At 39.6% G+C, this 16,065-nt stretch carries 10 protein-coding genes and 1 tRNA gene; 8 read left to right on the top strand and 3 right to left on the bottom strand.

What is annotated here, in order from left to right; genetic code table 11:
- The 5 genes from ASG38_RS09440 to ASG38_RS09420 all read left to right on the top strand — a co-directional run.
- The coding region (locus ASG38_RS09440; RefSeq protein ID WP_200937033.1) for a GIN domain-containing protein at nucleotides 1-746 on the top strand (746 nt) is incomplete at its 5' end.
- A 40-nt stretch (nucleotides 747-786) separates the two neighbouring features.
- Nucleotides 787-1,116 carry a PadR family transcriptional regulator gene (locus ASG38_RS09435; protein ID WP_056069700.1) on the top strand — a complete coding sequence of 110 codons (330 nt, stop codon included), beginning with the start codon at nucleotides 787-789 and terminating at the stop codon, nucleotides 1,114-1,116.
- A 5-nt stretch (nucleotides 1,117-1,121) separates the two neighbouring features.
- On the top strand, nucleotides 1,122-2,927 hold the full coding sequence (locus ASG38_RS09430) for a PspC domain-containing protein (protein WP_056069698.1): 1,806 nt from the start codon (nucleotides 1,122-1,124) through the stop codon (nucleotides 2,925-2,927).
- 2 nt (nucleotides 2,928-2,929) lie between these two features.
- Complete coding sequence (locus ASG38_RS09425; RefSeq protein WP_056069695.1) at nucleotides 2,930-3,670, top strand: head GIN domain-containing protein; 741 nt, start codon at nucleotides 2,930-2,932, stop codon at nucleotides 3,668-3,670.
- A gap of 148 nt (nucleotides 3,671-3,818) precedes the next feature.
- Nucleotides 3,819-4,652 carry a GIN domain-containing protein gene (locus tag ASG38_RS09420; protein WP_056069690.1) on the top strand — a complete coding sequence of 278 codons (834 nt, stop codon included), beginning with the start codon at nucleotides 3,819-3,821 and terminating at the stop codon, nucleotides 4,650-4,652.
- Between the two features lie 71 nt (nucleotides 4,653-4,723).
- Here ASG38_RS09420 and trxB read toward each other — a convergent pair whose 3' ends face one another.
- The gene (gene trxB / locus ASG38_RS09415) at nucleotides 4,724-5,671 is read right to left on the bottom strand and encodes a thioredoxin-disulfide reductase (protein WP_056069686.1); all 948 of its coding nucleotides are present in this window, start codon (nucleotides 5,669-5,671) and stop codon (nucleotides 4,724-4,726) included.
- 161 nt (nucleotides 5,672-5,832) lie between these two features.
- On the opposite strand from trxB, the gene ASG38_RS09410 reads away from it, so the two are divergent.
- Nucleotides 5,833-5,907, top strand: a tRNA-Pro gene (locus tag ASG38_RS09410).
- 308 nt (nucleotides 5,908-6,215) lie between these two features.
- Nucleotides 6,216-6,593 (top strand): nuclear transport factor 2 family protein, encoded by a 378-nt coding sequence (locus ASG38_RS09405; protein ID WP_056069683.1) that lies wholly within the window; start codon nucleotides 6,216-6,218, stop codon nucleotides 6,591-6,593.
- 55 nt (nucleotides 6,594-6,648) lie between these two features.
- On the opposite strand, the gene ASG38_RS09400 is transcribed toward ASG38_RS09405, so the two are convergent.
- Both ASG38_RS09400 and ASG38_RS09395 read right to left on the bottom strand, forming a co-directional pair.
- Nucleotides 6,649-7,344, bottom strand: a complete 696-nt coding sequence (locus ASG38_RS09400; protein WP_056069680.1) for a DUF1826 domain-containing protein — start codon at nucleotides 7,342-7,344, stop codon at nucleotides 6,649-6,651.
- 17 nt (nucleotides 7,345-7,361) lie between these two features.
- Nucleotides 7,362-8,078 (bottom strand): SDR family NAD(P)-dependent oxidoreductase, encoded by a 717-nt coding sequence (locus ASG38_RS09395; RefSeq protein WP_056069677.1) that lies wholly within the window; start codon nucleotides 8,076-8,078, stop codon nucleotides 7,362-7,364.
- An 881-nt stretch (nucleotides 8,079-8,959) separates the two neighbouring features.
- Here ASG38_RS09395 and ASG38_RS09390 point away from each other — a divergent pair.
- Nucleotides 8,960-16,065, top strand: a 7,106-nt coding sequence (locus ASG38_RS09390; RefSeq protein ID WP_157486133.1) for a BspA family leucine-rich repeat surface protein, incomplete at its 3' end; no start/stop codon positions are given.

The raw sequence follows: 16,065 nt of genomic DNA, 5'->3' as shown, positions 1-16,065 counted from the left end.
TGGCAATGGCAGCTTTGACAGGCTATGCCCAGGTATCAGAAAACAGAAAAGTCAATGATTTTTCAAAAATAGAAGTAGAATCAGGAATTGAATTATTTTATATGGAAAGTGACGAAAATTCAATACGAGTAGAAGGAGACAGCAAAGATGGACTTGATTCCGTTATTACTGAGACAGATGGAAAAACCTTAAGAATTTATCATTTAAAAAGAAATAAAAAACAAAAAGGAGAAGGCGTTTCAAAAGTTTTTATAGCCGGTAAAAATGTCAATTCGTTCAAAGCTTCATCAAAATCAAAACTATATTTTGACAGACCGGTAGCTGCAGACGATATTAGAATCGAAATTTTATCCGGTTCCTATTTTAGGGGTACAGTTAAGCCTAATTCAAAAGTTACCGTGAAAGTGAGTTCAGGTTCCCTTTTTAGTGGAGGATTTGAAACAGAATCCTTTACCGGAATTTTCAAAAGCGGTGCAACGGTTAGCCTTACAGGGAAAGCAAAAAAAGCAACCATCAATACAAGTTCAGGCGCTTATTGTAATGCTAAAAATTTCTTTGTCGACAAGATGACGGCAACGGCAGACACAAAATCATCTGCCCTGCTCAATGCCAAAGAGAAGATTGCCAAAGCCACAGATGCTTCTTCGATAACCTTTTTTGGAAATCCGGAGAATTTAAAAACAGGCTATGACTCTTTTGCCATTGTCAACAAATCCGGAGCCATTACATGGAATACTCCTGAATAAAGTAAAAAACACAATTAATTAAAAATTTAAAAGCACATATATGAACATTGAAAACACTAAAGCCCAGATGCGCAAAGGAGTGTTAGAGTTCTGTATCTTATCCGTCTTAAAAGAGAAGGATGCTTATACTTCAGAAATACTTGACACTCTAAAAAATGCCAAACTGCTTGTTGTAGAAGGAACGGTTTATCCGTTGCTGACAAGATTGAAAAACGACGGTCTTCTAAACTATCGTTGGGAAGAATCGACATCAGGGCCGCCAAGAAAATATTACGGCCTGACCGAATTAGGAAAACAATTTTTAAAAGAATTAAATGGCACGTGGACGGAATTGTCTGATGCCGTAAACATTATAACCAGCCAAAAATAATCATCATGAACAAAACAGTAAATATTAACTTAGGAGGTATGTTCTTTCATATTGATGAAGATGCATATCAAAAATTAAATCGCTATTTCGAAGCTGTTAAGCGTTCCTTGTCAAACTCAACCGGAAAAGACGAGATTATGAAGGATATCGAAATGCGAATTGCTGAATTGCTTACCGAAAAAAACCGTGGCGAAAAACAAGTCGTAGGTCTGAAGGATGTAGAAGAGATTATTACGGTAATGGGACAGCCGGAAGACTACCGAATTGATGATGAGGAAGCGGCAGAACCTGCCTATAACTCTTCAAGAAGAAGAACTAAAAAGTTATACCGCGACAAAGACAATTCAATGGTGGGTGGTGTATTGGCTGGGTTTGGACATTACCTCGGAATCGACCCATTATGGTTACGTATTATCATGGTAATCCTTCTTTTGGGCTTTGGTACAGGATTTTTAATCTACATTATCTTATGGATTTTAATGCCGGCAGCCATAACAACAACCGAAAAGCTGGAAATGACCGGTGAACCGGTAACAATTTCAAATATTGAGAAGAAAGTCCGTCAGGAATTCGACACTATTTCTGAAAAATTCAAAAATGTAGATTACGACAAATTTGGCAACCAGGCCAGAAATGCCGGTGAAAGAATCGGGAGCAGTCTAAGCGACGTTTTGCTTAAAATCTTCTCTATTTTTGGAAAATTAATTGGTGCTTTTCTTGTTGTTGTTGCTTCTGCAACGTTGGCATCGCTTGTAATCGGATTTATCACTGCCGGTTCATTTTCAATGGTAGATTTTCCATGGCAAAGCTATATCGACAATTTTACAGACGTGCCACTTTGGATTGTTGGAATGTTAATTCTGATAGCTATTGGAATTCCTTTCTTCTTCCTTTTGATATTGGGATTGAAACTATTGATTACCAATATGAAGTCTATCGGAAATCCTGCCAAATATACTTTACTCGCACTTTGGATAATCTCTATTGGAACCTTAGTCGCTTTAGGATTACAGCAAGCCACAGAAGTAGCATTTGATGCCAAAGTAGTGCAAAAGCAAAAAATCGACCTGAATCCAAAAGATACTTTACAAATCAAATTTACATACAATGACTATTTTGCAAAAAGCATCTATGACAGGGAAGATTTCCTGTTCGCACAAGATTCTGCAAAAACAATGGTTATCTATTCCAACAATGTGACCCTGCGTATTTTGAAAACCGATGAAAAAACGCCATACATCCAGATAGAGAAAAAAGCAGAAGGCAAATCGTTTGCTGCCGCCAGAGAAAGAGCTGAAAAAATCAATTACGGCTACAAGTTCAAAGGAAATCAGTTACTACTGGACAATTACCTGCTAACTGACAGCAAAAACAAATACCGCCATCAAAAAGTAGAAATCTTCCTGTATCTTCCGGAAGGAACCTACTTCAAACCGGATATGACCGTACAAAATTACGACCATACAGACAATGGTTTCTTTGATTTGTGGTTTGATTCTGACATTTATATCTATCAAATGCAATCTTCTCAGGTAAAATGCTTAAATTGTGCAGATGTACATGGAGAGGGAGAAGGAGAAGTCTGGGTTGATGAAGAACAAATAGCCAGAGAAGCGGAACAAGAGGCCCGACTTGAGGTAGAGCGTGAAATGCAACGCCAAAACATACAGAATGGCCAAAATTCTTCAACAACTGTAACAATTAATGACAAAGGCGTACAAATAAAAAAAGAAGGAACAGAAGGACCACAAGGTAATAAGCCAAAGGGTTTAAAAATGGATAAAAACGGAGTAATCATTAAAAACAACTAATTATGATTCGAATTATAATTTATTTCATGAAATTAATTATAGCCCTGCTATTTGCACTGTTCTTTTCTTCATGCCGTTACACAAATGAAAGAACAATAACCGGCAGTGGAAATGTTAGGGTAGAGACTCGAAATGTAACCGGTTTTAAAGGAATCAACGTAAGCAATGCCCTTGAAGTAGAAGTAGAACAGGGCGATGCCTATCAGGTAGTTGTTGAAGCTGATGAAAATCTGCTTTCGCATATTATAACGAGAGTTGAAAACGGAATACTCCATATTGAAGCAGATTCCAATACCTTCAGAAATATTGATTCCAGAAAAATCAAAGTAAAGCTGCCTGTAATTGTTAGCCTCGAAGCGTCCAGTGCCTCAAAAATTACCAGCATAGGTACGCTGATAACCGAAAAACTTTTAGTTGATGCAAGCAGTGCCGCCGGAATTGATATTGCCGTTGAAGCCGACGAACTTACCTGCAACAGCAGTAGTGCCAGTTCTGTAGATTTAAAAGGCAAAGCCCTAAAATTTAAAGCAGATTCTTCCAGCGCCAGCGAAATCGATGCTGATCAATTGTTAGCAAACGACGTTATTGCTGTTGCTTCCAGTGCGGCTACCATTAGTGCCCACCCTATTCTGACACTGGATGCCGAAGCCAGCAGTGGCGGAAATATAAGCTACAACAATACCCCAAGGAACTCATTAAAACAAAATGCTGATTCCGGAGGCGGTATCAGCAAAAATGAATAATTAAAAATCCCGATAGTTTTTATCGGGATTTTTTTTGCTTATAACTTCTGTTATTTCCTCCATAAAAAGACAAGTTCCTAAAAATTCATCCTTCCACAAAACGTTAGCAATCTTTATTTATATTTGTGAAAACAATCCTTACATTATAATGAGAAGACTTATTCTATTTGCCGTCATTTTGACAACAGCCGTTTCCTTTGCACAAAGCAAGGAAAGAATTAAAGGTACCAAAGTCGTTACCATAGCAACCCGCGAAATCCAAAGTTTTGAAAACCTGGAAGTAGAAGACAATATCGAAATCTTCCTTGTCAAGGGTGATAACAATGCACTGGAAATTGAGGCAGATGAAAATCTTCATGAAATAATCGAATCCAGCCTGAACGGAGGTACTTTGCGCCTTACAACCACAAAAAATGTAACCAGCTATAAGAAACTAAGTGTCAAGGTGACGTATACCGATGACTTTAAAATGGTAACGGCAAAAAATGAAGCAACAATTAATGCGCTTTCTGACATTGAACTGGACAACATTACCTTTAAGACATTCGACTATACAAAACTATTCTTAAATGTCAAGTCGCGTTGGTTTACCATTTTTGCCAACGACAAATCCAAAATAGAACTGAATGTAAAAGCAGAAACTGCGGCAGTCGAACTGAGTAAAAGTGCCAATATGAAAGCCCTGATTTCTTCCGAATCTCTAAAATTTGATATGTACCAAAAATCGACGGCTGTTATTGAAGGCGATATCGTGGATTTAAAATTACGTCTGGACAACAATGCTAATTTTACAGGAAAAAACCTGAATGCCAAAAATGCTGAAATCATTACCGAAGCTTATGCTAACGGAAGCATACAGGTGAGTGTAAAAGCCATCATAGAAGCAGGAGGCAAATCAGAACTACAGTTGTATGGTGACCAGAAAATTGAAATCAAAAATTTTACCGACAGCGCGGTACTTATGAAAAAGCCAATCAAATAGTCTCACAAACAACAATCATAAATAAAAAATCCGGGCAATGCCCGGATTTTTTTATCGTATACATTTGTAGATTAATGTAATGTTGCCAGATAACGTTCTGCATCCAAAGCTGCCATACAGCCTGAACCAGCCGCAGTAATTGCCTGACGGTATTCTTTATCCTGAACATCGCCCGAAGCAAAAACTCCCGGAAGGTTTGTTTTGGTTGTTTTTCCGGACGTAATCAAATAGCCCGTTTCATCCATATCCAACTGTCCTTTAAAGATGTCTGTATTTGGCTTGTGCCCTATCGCGATAAATAATCCGGTAATAGCAATTTCCGATTTTTCACCTGTTGCGTTGTTAATCATTTTTAGACCTTCTACTACCTGGTCACCCACAACTTCTTCTACTTCTGTATTAAAAAGTACTTTCAGGTTAGGTGTGTTTTCAACACGGTGCTGCATCGCTTTAGAAGCTCGCATCACATCTTTTCGAACCAGCATAGTTACGCTTTTGCAAATATTGGCAAGATAGGTGGCTTCCTCGGCAGCGGTATCTCCTGCTCCAACAATGGCAACATCCTGGTTTCTGTAGAAAAATCCGTCGCAAACGGCACAGGCAGAAACTCCGCCACCGCGTAATTTTTGTTCACTTGGCAATCCAAGATATTTTGCTGTAGCTCCTGTAGAAATAATTACCGTTTGGGCAAGGACTTCCTTACTTCCATCAACCGTAATTTTATGCCAACCCCCTTTTTCTTTTGAAAATTCAACAGCAGTAACCATTCCTATTCTAACTTCTGTTCCAAAACGTTCCGCCTGTTGCTGTAGTTGTATCATCATGGTTGGTCCGTCAATACCTTCCGGATAGCCAGGAAAGTTATCAACTTCTGTCGTGGTGGTTAATTGTCCTCCAGGTTCCATACCGGTATACATAACAGGTTTCATATCCGCACGGGCTGCATAAATTGCAGCAGTATATCCAGCAGGCCCGGAGCCTATAATCAAACATTTTATTTTTTCAATAGTATCAGACATAATAGTATAGTGAATTATTTTTTTCCAACGCAAAAGTACATTTTTATCGAAAGATTAAACGCATAAACGGATTAGTTTTAACTATCTAAAAATAATATTCTCTTATTTCTTTTTTTCTGTTGCAGAATAAAAATATAGTCTTATATTTGCACTCACCTTTTCGGGGTGTAGCGTAGCCCGGTTATCGCGCCTGCTTTGGGAGCAGGAGGCCGCAGGTTCGAATCCTGCCACCCCGACAAAGTAATAAAAGCTCTGACGAAAGTCAGGGCTTTTTTGTTTTTGGACACAGGCTAAAGAAAAATTGATTTTGGAGGAACTCAAATGAATTGCAATTTTTTGTTTTAAGCCACAGATTATAATAATTACGCTGATTGAAGAAGGCAAAATCAGACAGTCAAAATCCAATACTCCTATTATTTATAAACTTTGCGACTCTGCGCCTTTGCGCGAAATAGTTCCTCGCAAAGACGCGGAGCCGCTAAGCAAGGAACGAACTGAGTGAAGCTAAATTTTTTGTATATTTAGATTCGTAAAAAATTAACTTATGAGTTCACCTCTTCTTACCGAACAAAAAATATTGGAAATTGAAAATCAACTTCGCGAAGCGATGAAGAAAAGCGATGTCGAAATTCTGGAGCAATTGCTTCACGACGATTTGCTTTTTGTTCTTCCAAGCGGTGAGGTAATTTCCAAGAAAACCGATTTGGAAACCCACCAATCCGGAAATCTGGTTTTAGAAGAAATCACCTCATCCATCGATTCTATAAAACAAATCGATGAAAACGTTGTGGTTACATTATCATCAAAGCTTAAAGGAAAAATGCTGGAACAAAACTTTGAAGGTAACTTTCGTTATCTGCGGGTTTGGAAAATGTTTGACGGTCAATTAAAAGTTATCGCTGGAAGTTGTGTGGCGGTATAGAGGTACCTAGAAATAAAGCTCTGACTTTCCTTGGGGCTTTTTATTTGGACAATCCCTAACAAATCAACAACAATCTACATTCACCCCTTTCCACAGGAGCCCGATGCACACAAGGCAAAACTTGTTGATCCGGATGGTCTACCGCCAATCTCCAAAGATGCCCCAATCCTAAATTAACAGGTTGGGCATTTGGTCTAGCCTGATAATGCAGATTAAAATAATTTTCCTTTAAAAAATCTTCAAATTCTGATTCTGGTCCGTCGTGTAATTCTCTAAGCTTTTCACGAACTTCCGGAATCAGGATTTTTTGTAGGACCTCATCGTTTGGTATAATATCACTTGCAGCTCCATAGTAAGTGCATAAAAAAGTATCGGTACTTACAGGCGAACGGTCCACATGCCAGGAATAGACATCGGTTGAAATAAAATCGAACTCATCGTCCCGTTCATAGCATTTCAGCAAATTAAGGGAAGGCGATGCTCCGAAATCGGTTAATAATTGCAGGTCATTGAGTATAATATCTCTGGCAACACTCCCCTTTTCTGATAATTGCAATGCTAAAAGATCTTCAATGGAAACTTCGGTAATATTTTCTTGTAATTGCAACTTAGATACAATTTCTTTAAAATCTCCGTCTAAATTTCTGTGCCAGCATAGTGCATTGGTATTTCCCTGAAAATCGGTATTCATCAATTCAGCAAATGTAGAAACTACTCCAACCTGATTGTTAACGGAAAATCTGTTACTCATATTTTAATAAAGCCTGTTTACATTTTTTCATACATCCGTTTTGGCAAAATTTTTAAGAGTAAAGCAATCAAACCCCATCTTTTTGTTATGTAGGCTGTTCGTTTTTTATTACGAATTGCAGCATAAATTTGCTTTGCCGCTTTTTCGGGAGTTGCTACCCAAAACTGCCCATCACCCTTAGCCATATCGGTAGCAACAAAACCCGGACGAATATCGGTTATGGTTATGTCATGTTTTGCTTTTCCTGCCTTTTGCCGTAATCCTTCCAGGTAATTAATCTGATAGGATTTGCTGGCATTATAAGAGGGTGCAATACGATTCCCCCGTATGCCTGCAAGCGATGTAATACCTGCTAAATGTCCGGATTGCTTTTTTTCAAAGTATTGATAAGCCCAGTCTGCAACAAAGGTAAATCCGGTAACGTTAGTATCAATAGTCTTTTTTTCTATATCGAAGTCAAGTATCGGATTAAGGTCTCCTGTTCCTGAACTGATAACCAGCAAATCCATACCTCCTAATTTATAAACCAATTCATCGAGTTTATTTGAAAGCGTGTCGATTTCTGTAATGTCTGACTGTAAGATTTCAAAAGCTTGTGGATTTCCAATCTGGATATCTTCAAGTAGTTGCTTTCTCCTACCCGTTAGGCCTACCTTATATCCGTTGTTTGAAAGAATTTTTGCCAGTTCTTTTCCAATTCCGGATGTGGCACCAATGATTATTGCTTTTTTCATAAAAATGGCAAAGAGTTATTTTGCTTTTATGCCAAATATACGTAAAAGGATAAACAGGAATAAAAATCAAGATACAGTCCATATCAATTTGCAGATTCAAAAATCTCGTTTTGACAGGTATTCTTTTTATGTGATTCAGCAACGTTTAACTTCTTTTCAAAAGAAATAGTTTTGGATATAAAACAACAAAATCATGAACAATTGCAATACCATAAGATTGAAAAACAACTTGTTTTATTATATTATAAACATTAACGTTTATACCTTAAAATACCTACTTTTAAAGTTAATTATTTTAAAAATACCGGTTAACTTACTGTTAAAAAGATTAAACCGCTAGGTCATGTAATTAAATTCTCTATATATTTACACCCTGAAAATAAGCACATATGAAAACACTTACAGGCCAAAATGATTTAGATTTTATCAAAGTCTTCCTCACAACAGGGATGTCCGGAATCCAAAAATTGGAAACAAATAAACGGCGCCTTATTACCTTTTATCAGTTATAGATAAGAATTACTCCCATTCTTGCAAGCAAACTGTTTTGACGGATTACATCCGTTCAAAAGCATACATATGATTTCATCCTACATCCAATCGAAATAGGTTTCGAAATTCAATAGTCTTGCCTTATCTGAAATTTTAAGCGTGTAACCCTAAACCGGAAACCCAGTCCTGCGGTTCCGCGGTAGCGTATTTTTTATTTACTCATCTTTAATAGCATTTGACTGATTATGCAGTATTCGGAAACAATTCCGCATCTGTCTATGAGTCAGTTTTGTAGCAATTCTACAGCAATCACTCTGTTAAGGAATAGCTTCTAATTTAATGATTCCTATAAAGAATCGGGATTGAGAACAAATTAAATTGATTTAAAGATGAGAAAATTACATTCTACTTATTTATTGGCCTTTTTGCTTTTTGGCTATACCCATAGCTTTGCGAAAAAACATTTATCATCAAACAATCATGTGGCAACCGTATTGGCTACAAAATCTGTATTGTACAGCTTTATTGACAATATGCCGGATGATAGTAGTGTATTCTATAAAAAAGACGCACACAATACAACCAGTAATAGTAGTACCTATAAAACTCCTGCAGGTAAAAATTACCTTCAGAACACCAATGCAGCTACCGGCGTTACAGAAACAGTTTCAATATCGGAAGCCAATGCAGCCGCACCGGAAAACTTTATTACCGTTTGGGACATGAGCAAGCCACATGGCCCGTTAGGCACTTCCACTACTTTGCGTTTTGGCATTACAACCTTGCCAAACACACCGGTCAACTATAGCTGGACCGCATCAGGAGGTAACAGCGGTAGTGGTACTATACCTGCAAACAGTACTCAGGCAACAATTATAGGTTTACCTGCGAACCAAATGGTAACATTAAGCATGGCGCCGGATTTCACAGCTTTCTCTCAAGTAGAACCAAGGCGACTTATGAATGTTACACAATGGGGTAATGCGGCCTGGAGTACGATGGAAAACACTTTCTTAGGCTGTCTTTACCTAAATATAACCGCTACAGATATTCCAAATCTTACAGGAGTAAGCAGCATGAAAGGAATGTTTTATGGTTGCCTGGAACTTCAAACCGTTCCCAACATAGAAAGTTGGAATACTGAAAACATAACCGATATGTCCGCTTTGTTTAAGCAGGCTTTCGTTTTTAATGGCAATATAGGCAGTTGGAATACAGCGAATGTGACTACTATGGAAGGTCTTTTTCAAGACGCAAAGGCATTTAATCAGAATATTGGCAACTGGGATACTAAAAAAGTAACCAACATGCGTGCTATGTTTTATCAGGCAGAAACTTTCAATCAGGACATCAGCCGTTGGAATACCGGTTCAGTAAAAAATATGGACTTTATGTTTGGTTATACTTATGCCTTCAATCAAAACATTGGCAACTGGAATACGGCAAATGTAACCAATATGGGGTATATGTTCCAGAATGCCAAAGCTTTTAATCAAAACTTGAGCAACTGGAATACAGCTTCTGTAACAGATATGAGAGAGATGTTTTTCAGAGCAACTAAGTTCAACCAAAACATTGGTAGCTGGCAGCTTAATGCTTATGCAAATATGGGCAATATGTTGGATGAATCCGGATTGGACTGTGCGAACTACTCGGCAACACTGTATGGCTGGGCCAACAACTCAAACACGCCTCCCGGACGTAGACTCGGGGCATTAGGCATACAATACGGAAACAATATTACAGCATCCAGAACTTTGCTGACCAACAACAAAGGCTGGGTTATTATAGGAGACAGCCCGAGCGGACAAAATTGCGGACGTTCACAAGCCATTACAGCAACCGAAATGGTCAAAACTTACGGTGACTTACCTTTTGTACCAACAGCAACAGCAAGTTCAGGACTGGAAGTAAGCTATTTAACTTCAGATAACAGTATAGCCGAACCCTTTCAGGACAGTGCGGACGGTAACAAATGGAAACTAAAAATAAAAAAGGCAGGACAGGTAAGAGTCACGGCAAAACAGGCCGGAAACGAAATTTTTGTTCAAGCCCCCGATGTTTTCTTTAACCTGACAATACTAAAAGCGCCCTTAACCATAACAGCCGATGCCAAATCAAAAGAATCAGGCACGGCAGATCCTGTACTGACCTTTACCACCAGCGGATTGGTAAATGGCGACACCCCCAATACCATATTTTTGGGGACTTTGCAAAGAACCATTGGTGAAGCCGCAGGCACCTATCCCATTACACAGGGAACCCTGGCAGCGGCTAACTATACCATCAGCTATACCGGAGCAGATTTTACCATCACCAATGCGCCCGGAGATTTTATTACCGTATGGGACATGACCAAAGTAAGTACAGGTACAAATATAAGTATCAATATTACCACGTTGCCATCGCCAAATAATAAGGTGAGATACTTCTGGACAGCACCCGATGGCAGTTACAACAGTGGCACCGTAACTACATCGGGCAACCACGTGATTACCACCATACCGGCTAACAAGCCAAGGATCACACTCCACATAAAACCAGAGAATCTGGCATCAGTTGTCATTTATAATGACCCTCGTATTATCGATGTCGCCCAATGGGGAACCGCTGAATGGCGCACCATGCAAAGTGCCTTCTTAGTGTGTCCCAACCTCAATATTACGGCTACAGACATACCGGACCTGAGTAGGGTAACCAATATGAGAGCCATGTTTGCTGACTGTTCCTCCCTCACTGGTCCGGCCAACATAGGAAGCTGGAATACATCAAATGTCACCAATATGATCCAGGTATTTAGCAGGGCAACCCGTTTCAATCAGGACATCAGCAACTGGGACACACAAAATGTAACCACCATGGCGTATATGTTCAGAGAAGCACGTGCCTTTAATCAGAATATTGGCAACTGGGATACGTCTAATGTGACCGATATGGAAGCCATGTTTGAGAATGCTTCTGCATTTAATCAGGACATCAGCAACTGGAACACAGCAAACGTGACCAATATGTCAAAAATGTTTTCATCTGCTCTGGTTTTCAATCAGAATATTGGCAACTGGAATACGTCAAAGGTAACCAACATGGAAGGTATGTTTCAATATACCAGGGCTTTTAATGGCGATATCAGCAGTTGGAATACCGCAAATGTAACCAATATGGGGGGAATGTTTTATTCCACAGGAGCTTTCAATCAGAACATAGGTAACTGGGATACTTCAAACGTAACCTTTATGGGAGGAATGTTTTGGAATGCCCAGGCATTTAATCAGGACATCAGCAGCTGGAATACATCTAAAGTAACCAGTATGGCCTATATGTTTGCAGATAATAGTGTATTTAATAAAGACATTGGCAACTGGAATACAGCAAACGTAACCAATATGGCATATATGTTTCGAGCTAATCAGGCATTTAATAAAGACATTGGCAATTGGAATACGTCAAATGTAACCAATATGGCATATATGTTTTACAGTTCGTCATTATTCAACCAAAACATAGGTGGCTGGCAGCTTAATCCTGCCGTAAACATGACCAATATGTTGTCTTACTCAAGCCTGGATTGTGCCAATTACTCGGCAACGCTCAGAGGTTGGGCAGACAACCCCAATACACCTTCAGGGCGTACACTTGGAGCCATAGACAGACAATACGGAACCAGTGCTTTATCAGCACGCACATCGCTAATCGCTACCAAAGGCTGGAACATCACAGGCGACAGCCCAAGCGGCAATATCTGCGGAAGACCGTTTGTTACCGTATGGGATATGGGCATACCTGACGGAAACCAAAGCACACCAACCAGCCTGCGTTTTGGCATTACCACTTTGCCTAATAAACCAGTAAGCTATACCTGGACATCATCAGGAGGCAGCAGTGGCAGCGGTACGCTGACAACAAATACTTCCGCCCAGATAACAGGCCTGCCCGCTGGCGAAATCATCACATTAAGCATCGCTTCCGAAATAAAAGCCATTAATATCGCAGCCAACAGTAGCAATAATAATCGACGTCTTATCGACATTATCCAATGGGGTGATGCAGCCTGGAGCACAATGGAAAATGCCTTTAGTGATTGTGTCAATCTCAACGTTACTGCAACTGATATTCCTGATTTGAGTGCAGTACGTTCTATGCGAAACATGTTTAACAACTGCCAATCGATGACAGGTCCGGCTAACATTGGTAGCTGGAATACGGCAACAGTCAACAATATGGAAGGTTTGTTTGGAGCTAACCTTGTTTTTAATCAGGATATTAGCAGCTGGAATACTGCAAACGTGACCAATATGGGTTATCTGTTAAGTGGTGCCAGAACATTCAATCAGGATTTAAGCAATTGGAATACGTCAAATGTAACCAATATGGAAGGAATGTTCCAGGGAACGACAGCATCCAACCTGAACATAAGCAACTGGAACACGCAAAATGTAACAAACATGCAGGGAATGTTTGCCTATACACCGGTATTCAATGAAGATATCAGCAACTGGAATACATCAAATGTAACCAATATGAGCAATATGTTTGGTGCCTCCCAGGCCTTTAACCAAAACATCAGCAGTTGGAATACTGCTGCAGTAACCAATATGAGTCAGATGTTTGCAAATGCTACTTCCTTTAACCAGCCGATTGGCAACTGGAATACTGCTTCGGTAACCAATATGTATATTATGTTTGCCGGTGCCAAAAATTTCAACCAGGATATTGGCAATTGGAATACATCAAATGTAACCAATATGAGCGGTATGTTTGATTCGGCAACTGCATTCAATAAACCCATAGGTAGCTGGAATATTACTGCAGTAACCGATATGCATGGTATGTTTAATTATGCAAGCTCCTTCAATCAGGATTTAAGCCAATGGGACATTTCTTCAGTACTCCGTATGGGATACATGTTTGTAAATGCTACTGCCTTTAATCAGAATATTGGTAACTGGCAACTCAATCCAAATGCAAATATGACCAATATGCTGGATCTATCAGGAATGGACTGCCAGAACTACTCGCTTACGCTGAATGGCTGGGCAAACAATCCCAACATCCCTTCCGGACGCAATTTTGGAGCTTCATATAAACAATACGGAACTAATGCTGAAACGGCAAGAGATTTTTTAATCAACACCAAAGGCTGGACCATTGCAGGCGACAGCCCTAGCGGGCAAAACTGTGGGCTTGATCAAACCATTACAGCTACTGATATGGTCAAAATCTACGGCGATGCGCCTTTTGTACCAACGGCAACGGCAAGTTCAGGTCTGGAAGTAAGTTATATATCTGCGGATAACAGTATAGCAGAAGCCTTTCAGGACATGGCAGACGGTAATAAATGGAAGCTGAAAATTAAAAAAGCAGGAACAACCTCCATCAGGGCTCAACAAGTCGGTAATGAAACTTATAATGCAGCAACAGATGCCATCTTTAGATTGACCATAAACAAGGCACCTTTAACAATAACAGCCAATGCCCTATCCAAAGAATATGGCACTGCGGACCCGACACTCACCTATACCGTAACAGGACTGGCAAACGCTGACGACCATACGGTTATCACTGGAGCATTAACCAGAATAGCAGGTGAAGCGGTAGGAACATATGCTATTACACAAGGAACATTAGACACTGAAAACTATACTATTACTTATACTGCAGCAGACTTTACCATTACAGCAGCAATGGGAGACTTTGTCACAGTATGGGATATGAGTAAGCATAATGACTATTGGAATCCCGGCAATGATATTATGTTTAATAGTACCATTACGCCTGGCAAATCTGTGGATTATTTCTGGAGTGCATCAGGTGGCAGTACCGGCAGAGGAACAATTACTGAAGGGAGTGAAGTGAGAATCAGTGTGCCGGCAAACGAAATCATTACTCTAAACCTGAAGCCTAGCTATCTCAAAGGTTTTTCAGTCCACTTGTACAACTCCGAACGTATAATCGATGTTTCTCAATGGGGTATTGCTGAATGGAATGAAATAAGACAAGCATTTAATAAGTGCATAAATATGAATGTCACAGCTACTGACATCCCTGACTTAAGCATGGTAAGAGATATGAGTTGGATGTTTTCTGATTGTAAATCACTTATCGGCACTCCTTCTATCAACAGCTGGAATACGGAAAAAATAACGAATATGAGCAGTATGTTTTACAATGCTGAAGCCTTTAACCAGAATATTGGCAATTGGAATACTGAAAATGTAACGGATATGGGAAATATGTTTGCCGGTGCAAAAATATTTAACCAAAACATAAGCAACTGGAATACGGAAAAAGTAACGGATATGAATAGTATGTTTTACAATGCTGAAGCCTTTAACCAGGATATTGGCAGTTGGAATACAGAAAAGGTAACGAATATGAATAGTATGTTTTACAATGCTAAAGCCTTTAACCAGCATATTGGTAACTGGAATACACAAAATGTAACCGACATGTATGGTATGTTTGCCGGTGCCGAAGTCTTTAACCAGGATATTGGTAACTGGAATACTGAAAATGTAATATATATGAACTACATGTTTTGGCAAGCTGGCATGTTTAATCAGGATATTAGCAACTGGAATACAATAAACGTAACCGGCATGAGTGGTATGTTTATGGATGCCACAACATTTAACCAAAACATAGGTAATTGGAATACACAAAATGTAACTGAAATGTCTAGTATGTTTAGGAATGCTACATCATTTAACCAAAACTTAGACAACTTGCAACTCAATCCAAATATTAATATGGCTTATATGCTCAACAATTCAGGAATGGATTGTCAGAACTATTCGTTCACATTACAAGGCTGGGCAAATAATCCAAACACACCAACAGGACGTAATCTGGGGGCACAAGGAATACAATACGGCACCAATACTCTATCGGCAAGAACAACATTGACCACTGACAAGGGCTGGACTATTACAGGCGACAGCACAAGCGGACAAAGCTGCGGGTTAGACCAAACCATTACGGCTAATGACATGGTTAAAGCCTATGGTGATGTGCCTTTTGTGCCAACGGCTACTGCAAGTTCAGGTCTCGAAGTGAGCTACACATCTGCTGACAACAGCATAGCCGAAGCTTTTCAAGACACAGCAGACGGCAACAAATGGAAAATCAAAATCAAAAAGGCGGGAGAAGTAAACATTACGGCACAACAGCCCGGTAACGCAACCTATAATCCGGCAGCAGATGTCATTTTTAAACTGACCATCAATAAAGCTGCTCTGACCATAACCGCCGATGCCTTATCAAAAGAATATGGTACTGCAGACCCTATGCTTACCTATACCGCTATCGGTTTTGTAAATAGCGATGACCAGACAGCACTGACAGGAGCATTGAGCAGAGCTGCCGGCGAAGCCGTAGGAACCTACGCTGTATCTCAGGGCACATTAGATGCTGAAAACTACAGTATTAACTACACCGGTGCCGATTTCAACATCACAAAGGCGACATTGAACATTGTTGCAGATGCAAAATCGAAAAT

It is taken from the genome of Flavobacterium sp. Leaf359, assembly GCF_001423985.1.
Lineage (GTDB): Bacteria > Bacteroidota > Bacteroidia > Flavobacteriales > Flavobacteriaceae > Flavobacterium > Flavobacterium lindanitolerans.
This window is presented reverse-complemented; position numbering and strand designations above follow the sequence as displayed.

Excerpts from the sequence above, each read along its gene's own strand:
- trxB (WP_056069686.1), bottom strand. The coding sequence starts at position 5,671 with ATGTCTGATACTATTGAAAAAATAAAATGTTTGATTATAGGCTCCGGG.
- ASG38_RS09435 (WP_056069700.1), top strand. The coding sequence starts at position 787 with ATGAACATTGAAAACACTAAAGCCCAGATGCGCAAAGGAGTGTTAGAG.
- ASG38_RS09430 (WP_056069698.1), top strand. The coding sequence starts at position 1,122 with ATGAACAAAACAGTAAATATTAACTTAGGAGGTATGTTCTTTCATATT.
- ASG38_RS09395 (WP_056069677.1), bottom strand. The coding sequence starts at position 8,078 with ATGAAAAAAGCAATAATCATTGGTGCCACATCCGGAATTGGAAAAGAA.
- ASG38_RS09425 (WP_056069695.1), top strand. The coding sequence starts at position 2,930 with ATGATTCGAATTATAATTTATTTCATGAAATTAATTATAGCCCTGCTA.
- ASG38_RS09420 (WP_056069690.1), top strand. The coding sequence starts at position 3,819 with ATGAGAAGACTTATTCTATTTGCCGTCATTTTGACAACAGCCGTTTCC.
- ASG38_RS09405 (WP_056069683.1), top strand. The coding sequence starts at position 6,216 with ATGAGTTCACCTCTTCTTACCGAACAAAAAATATTGGAAATTGAAAAT.
- ASG38_RS09400 (WP_056069680.1), bottom strand. The coding sequence starts at position 7,344 with ATGAGTAACAGATTTTCCGTTAACAATCAGGTTGGAGTAGTTTCTACA.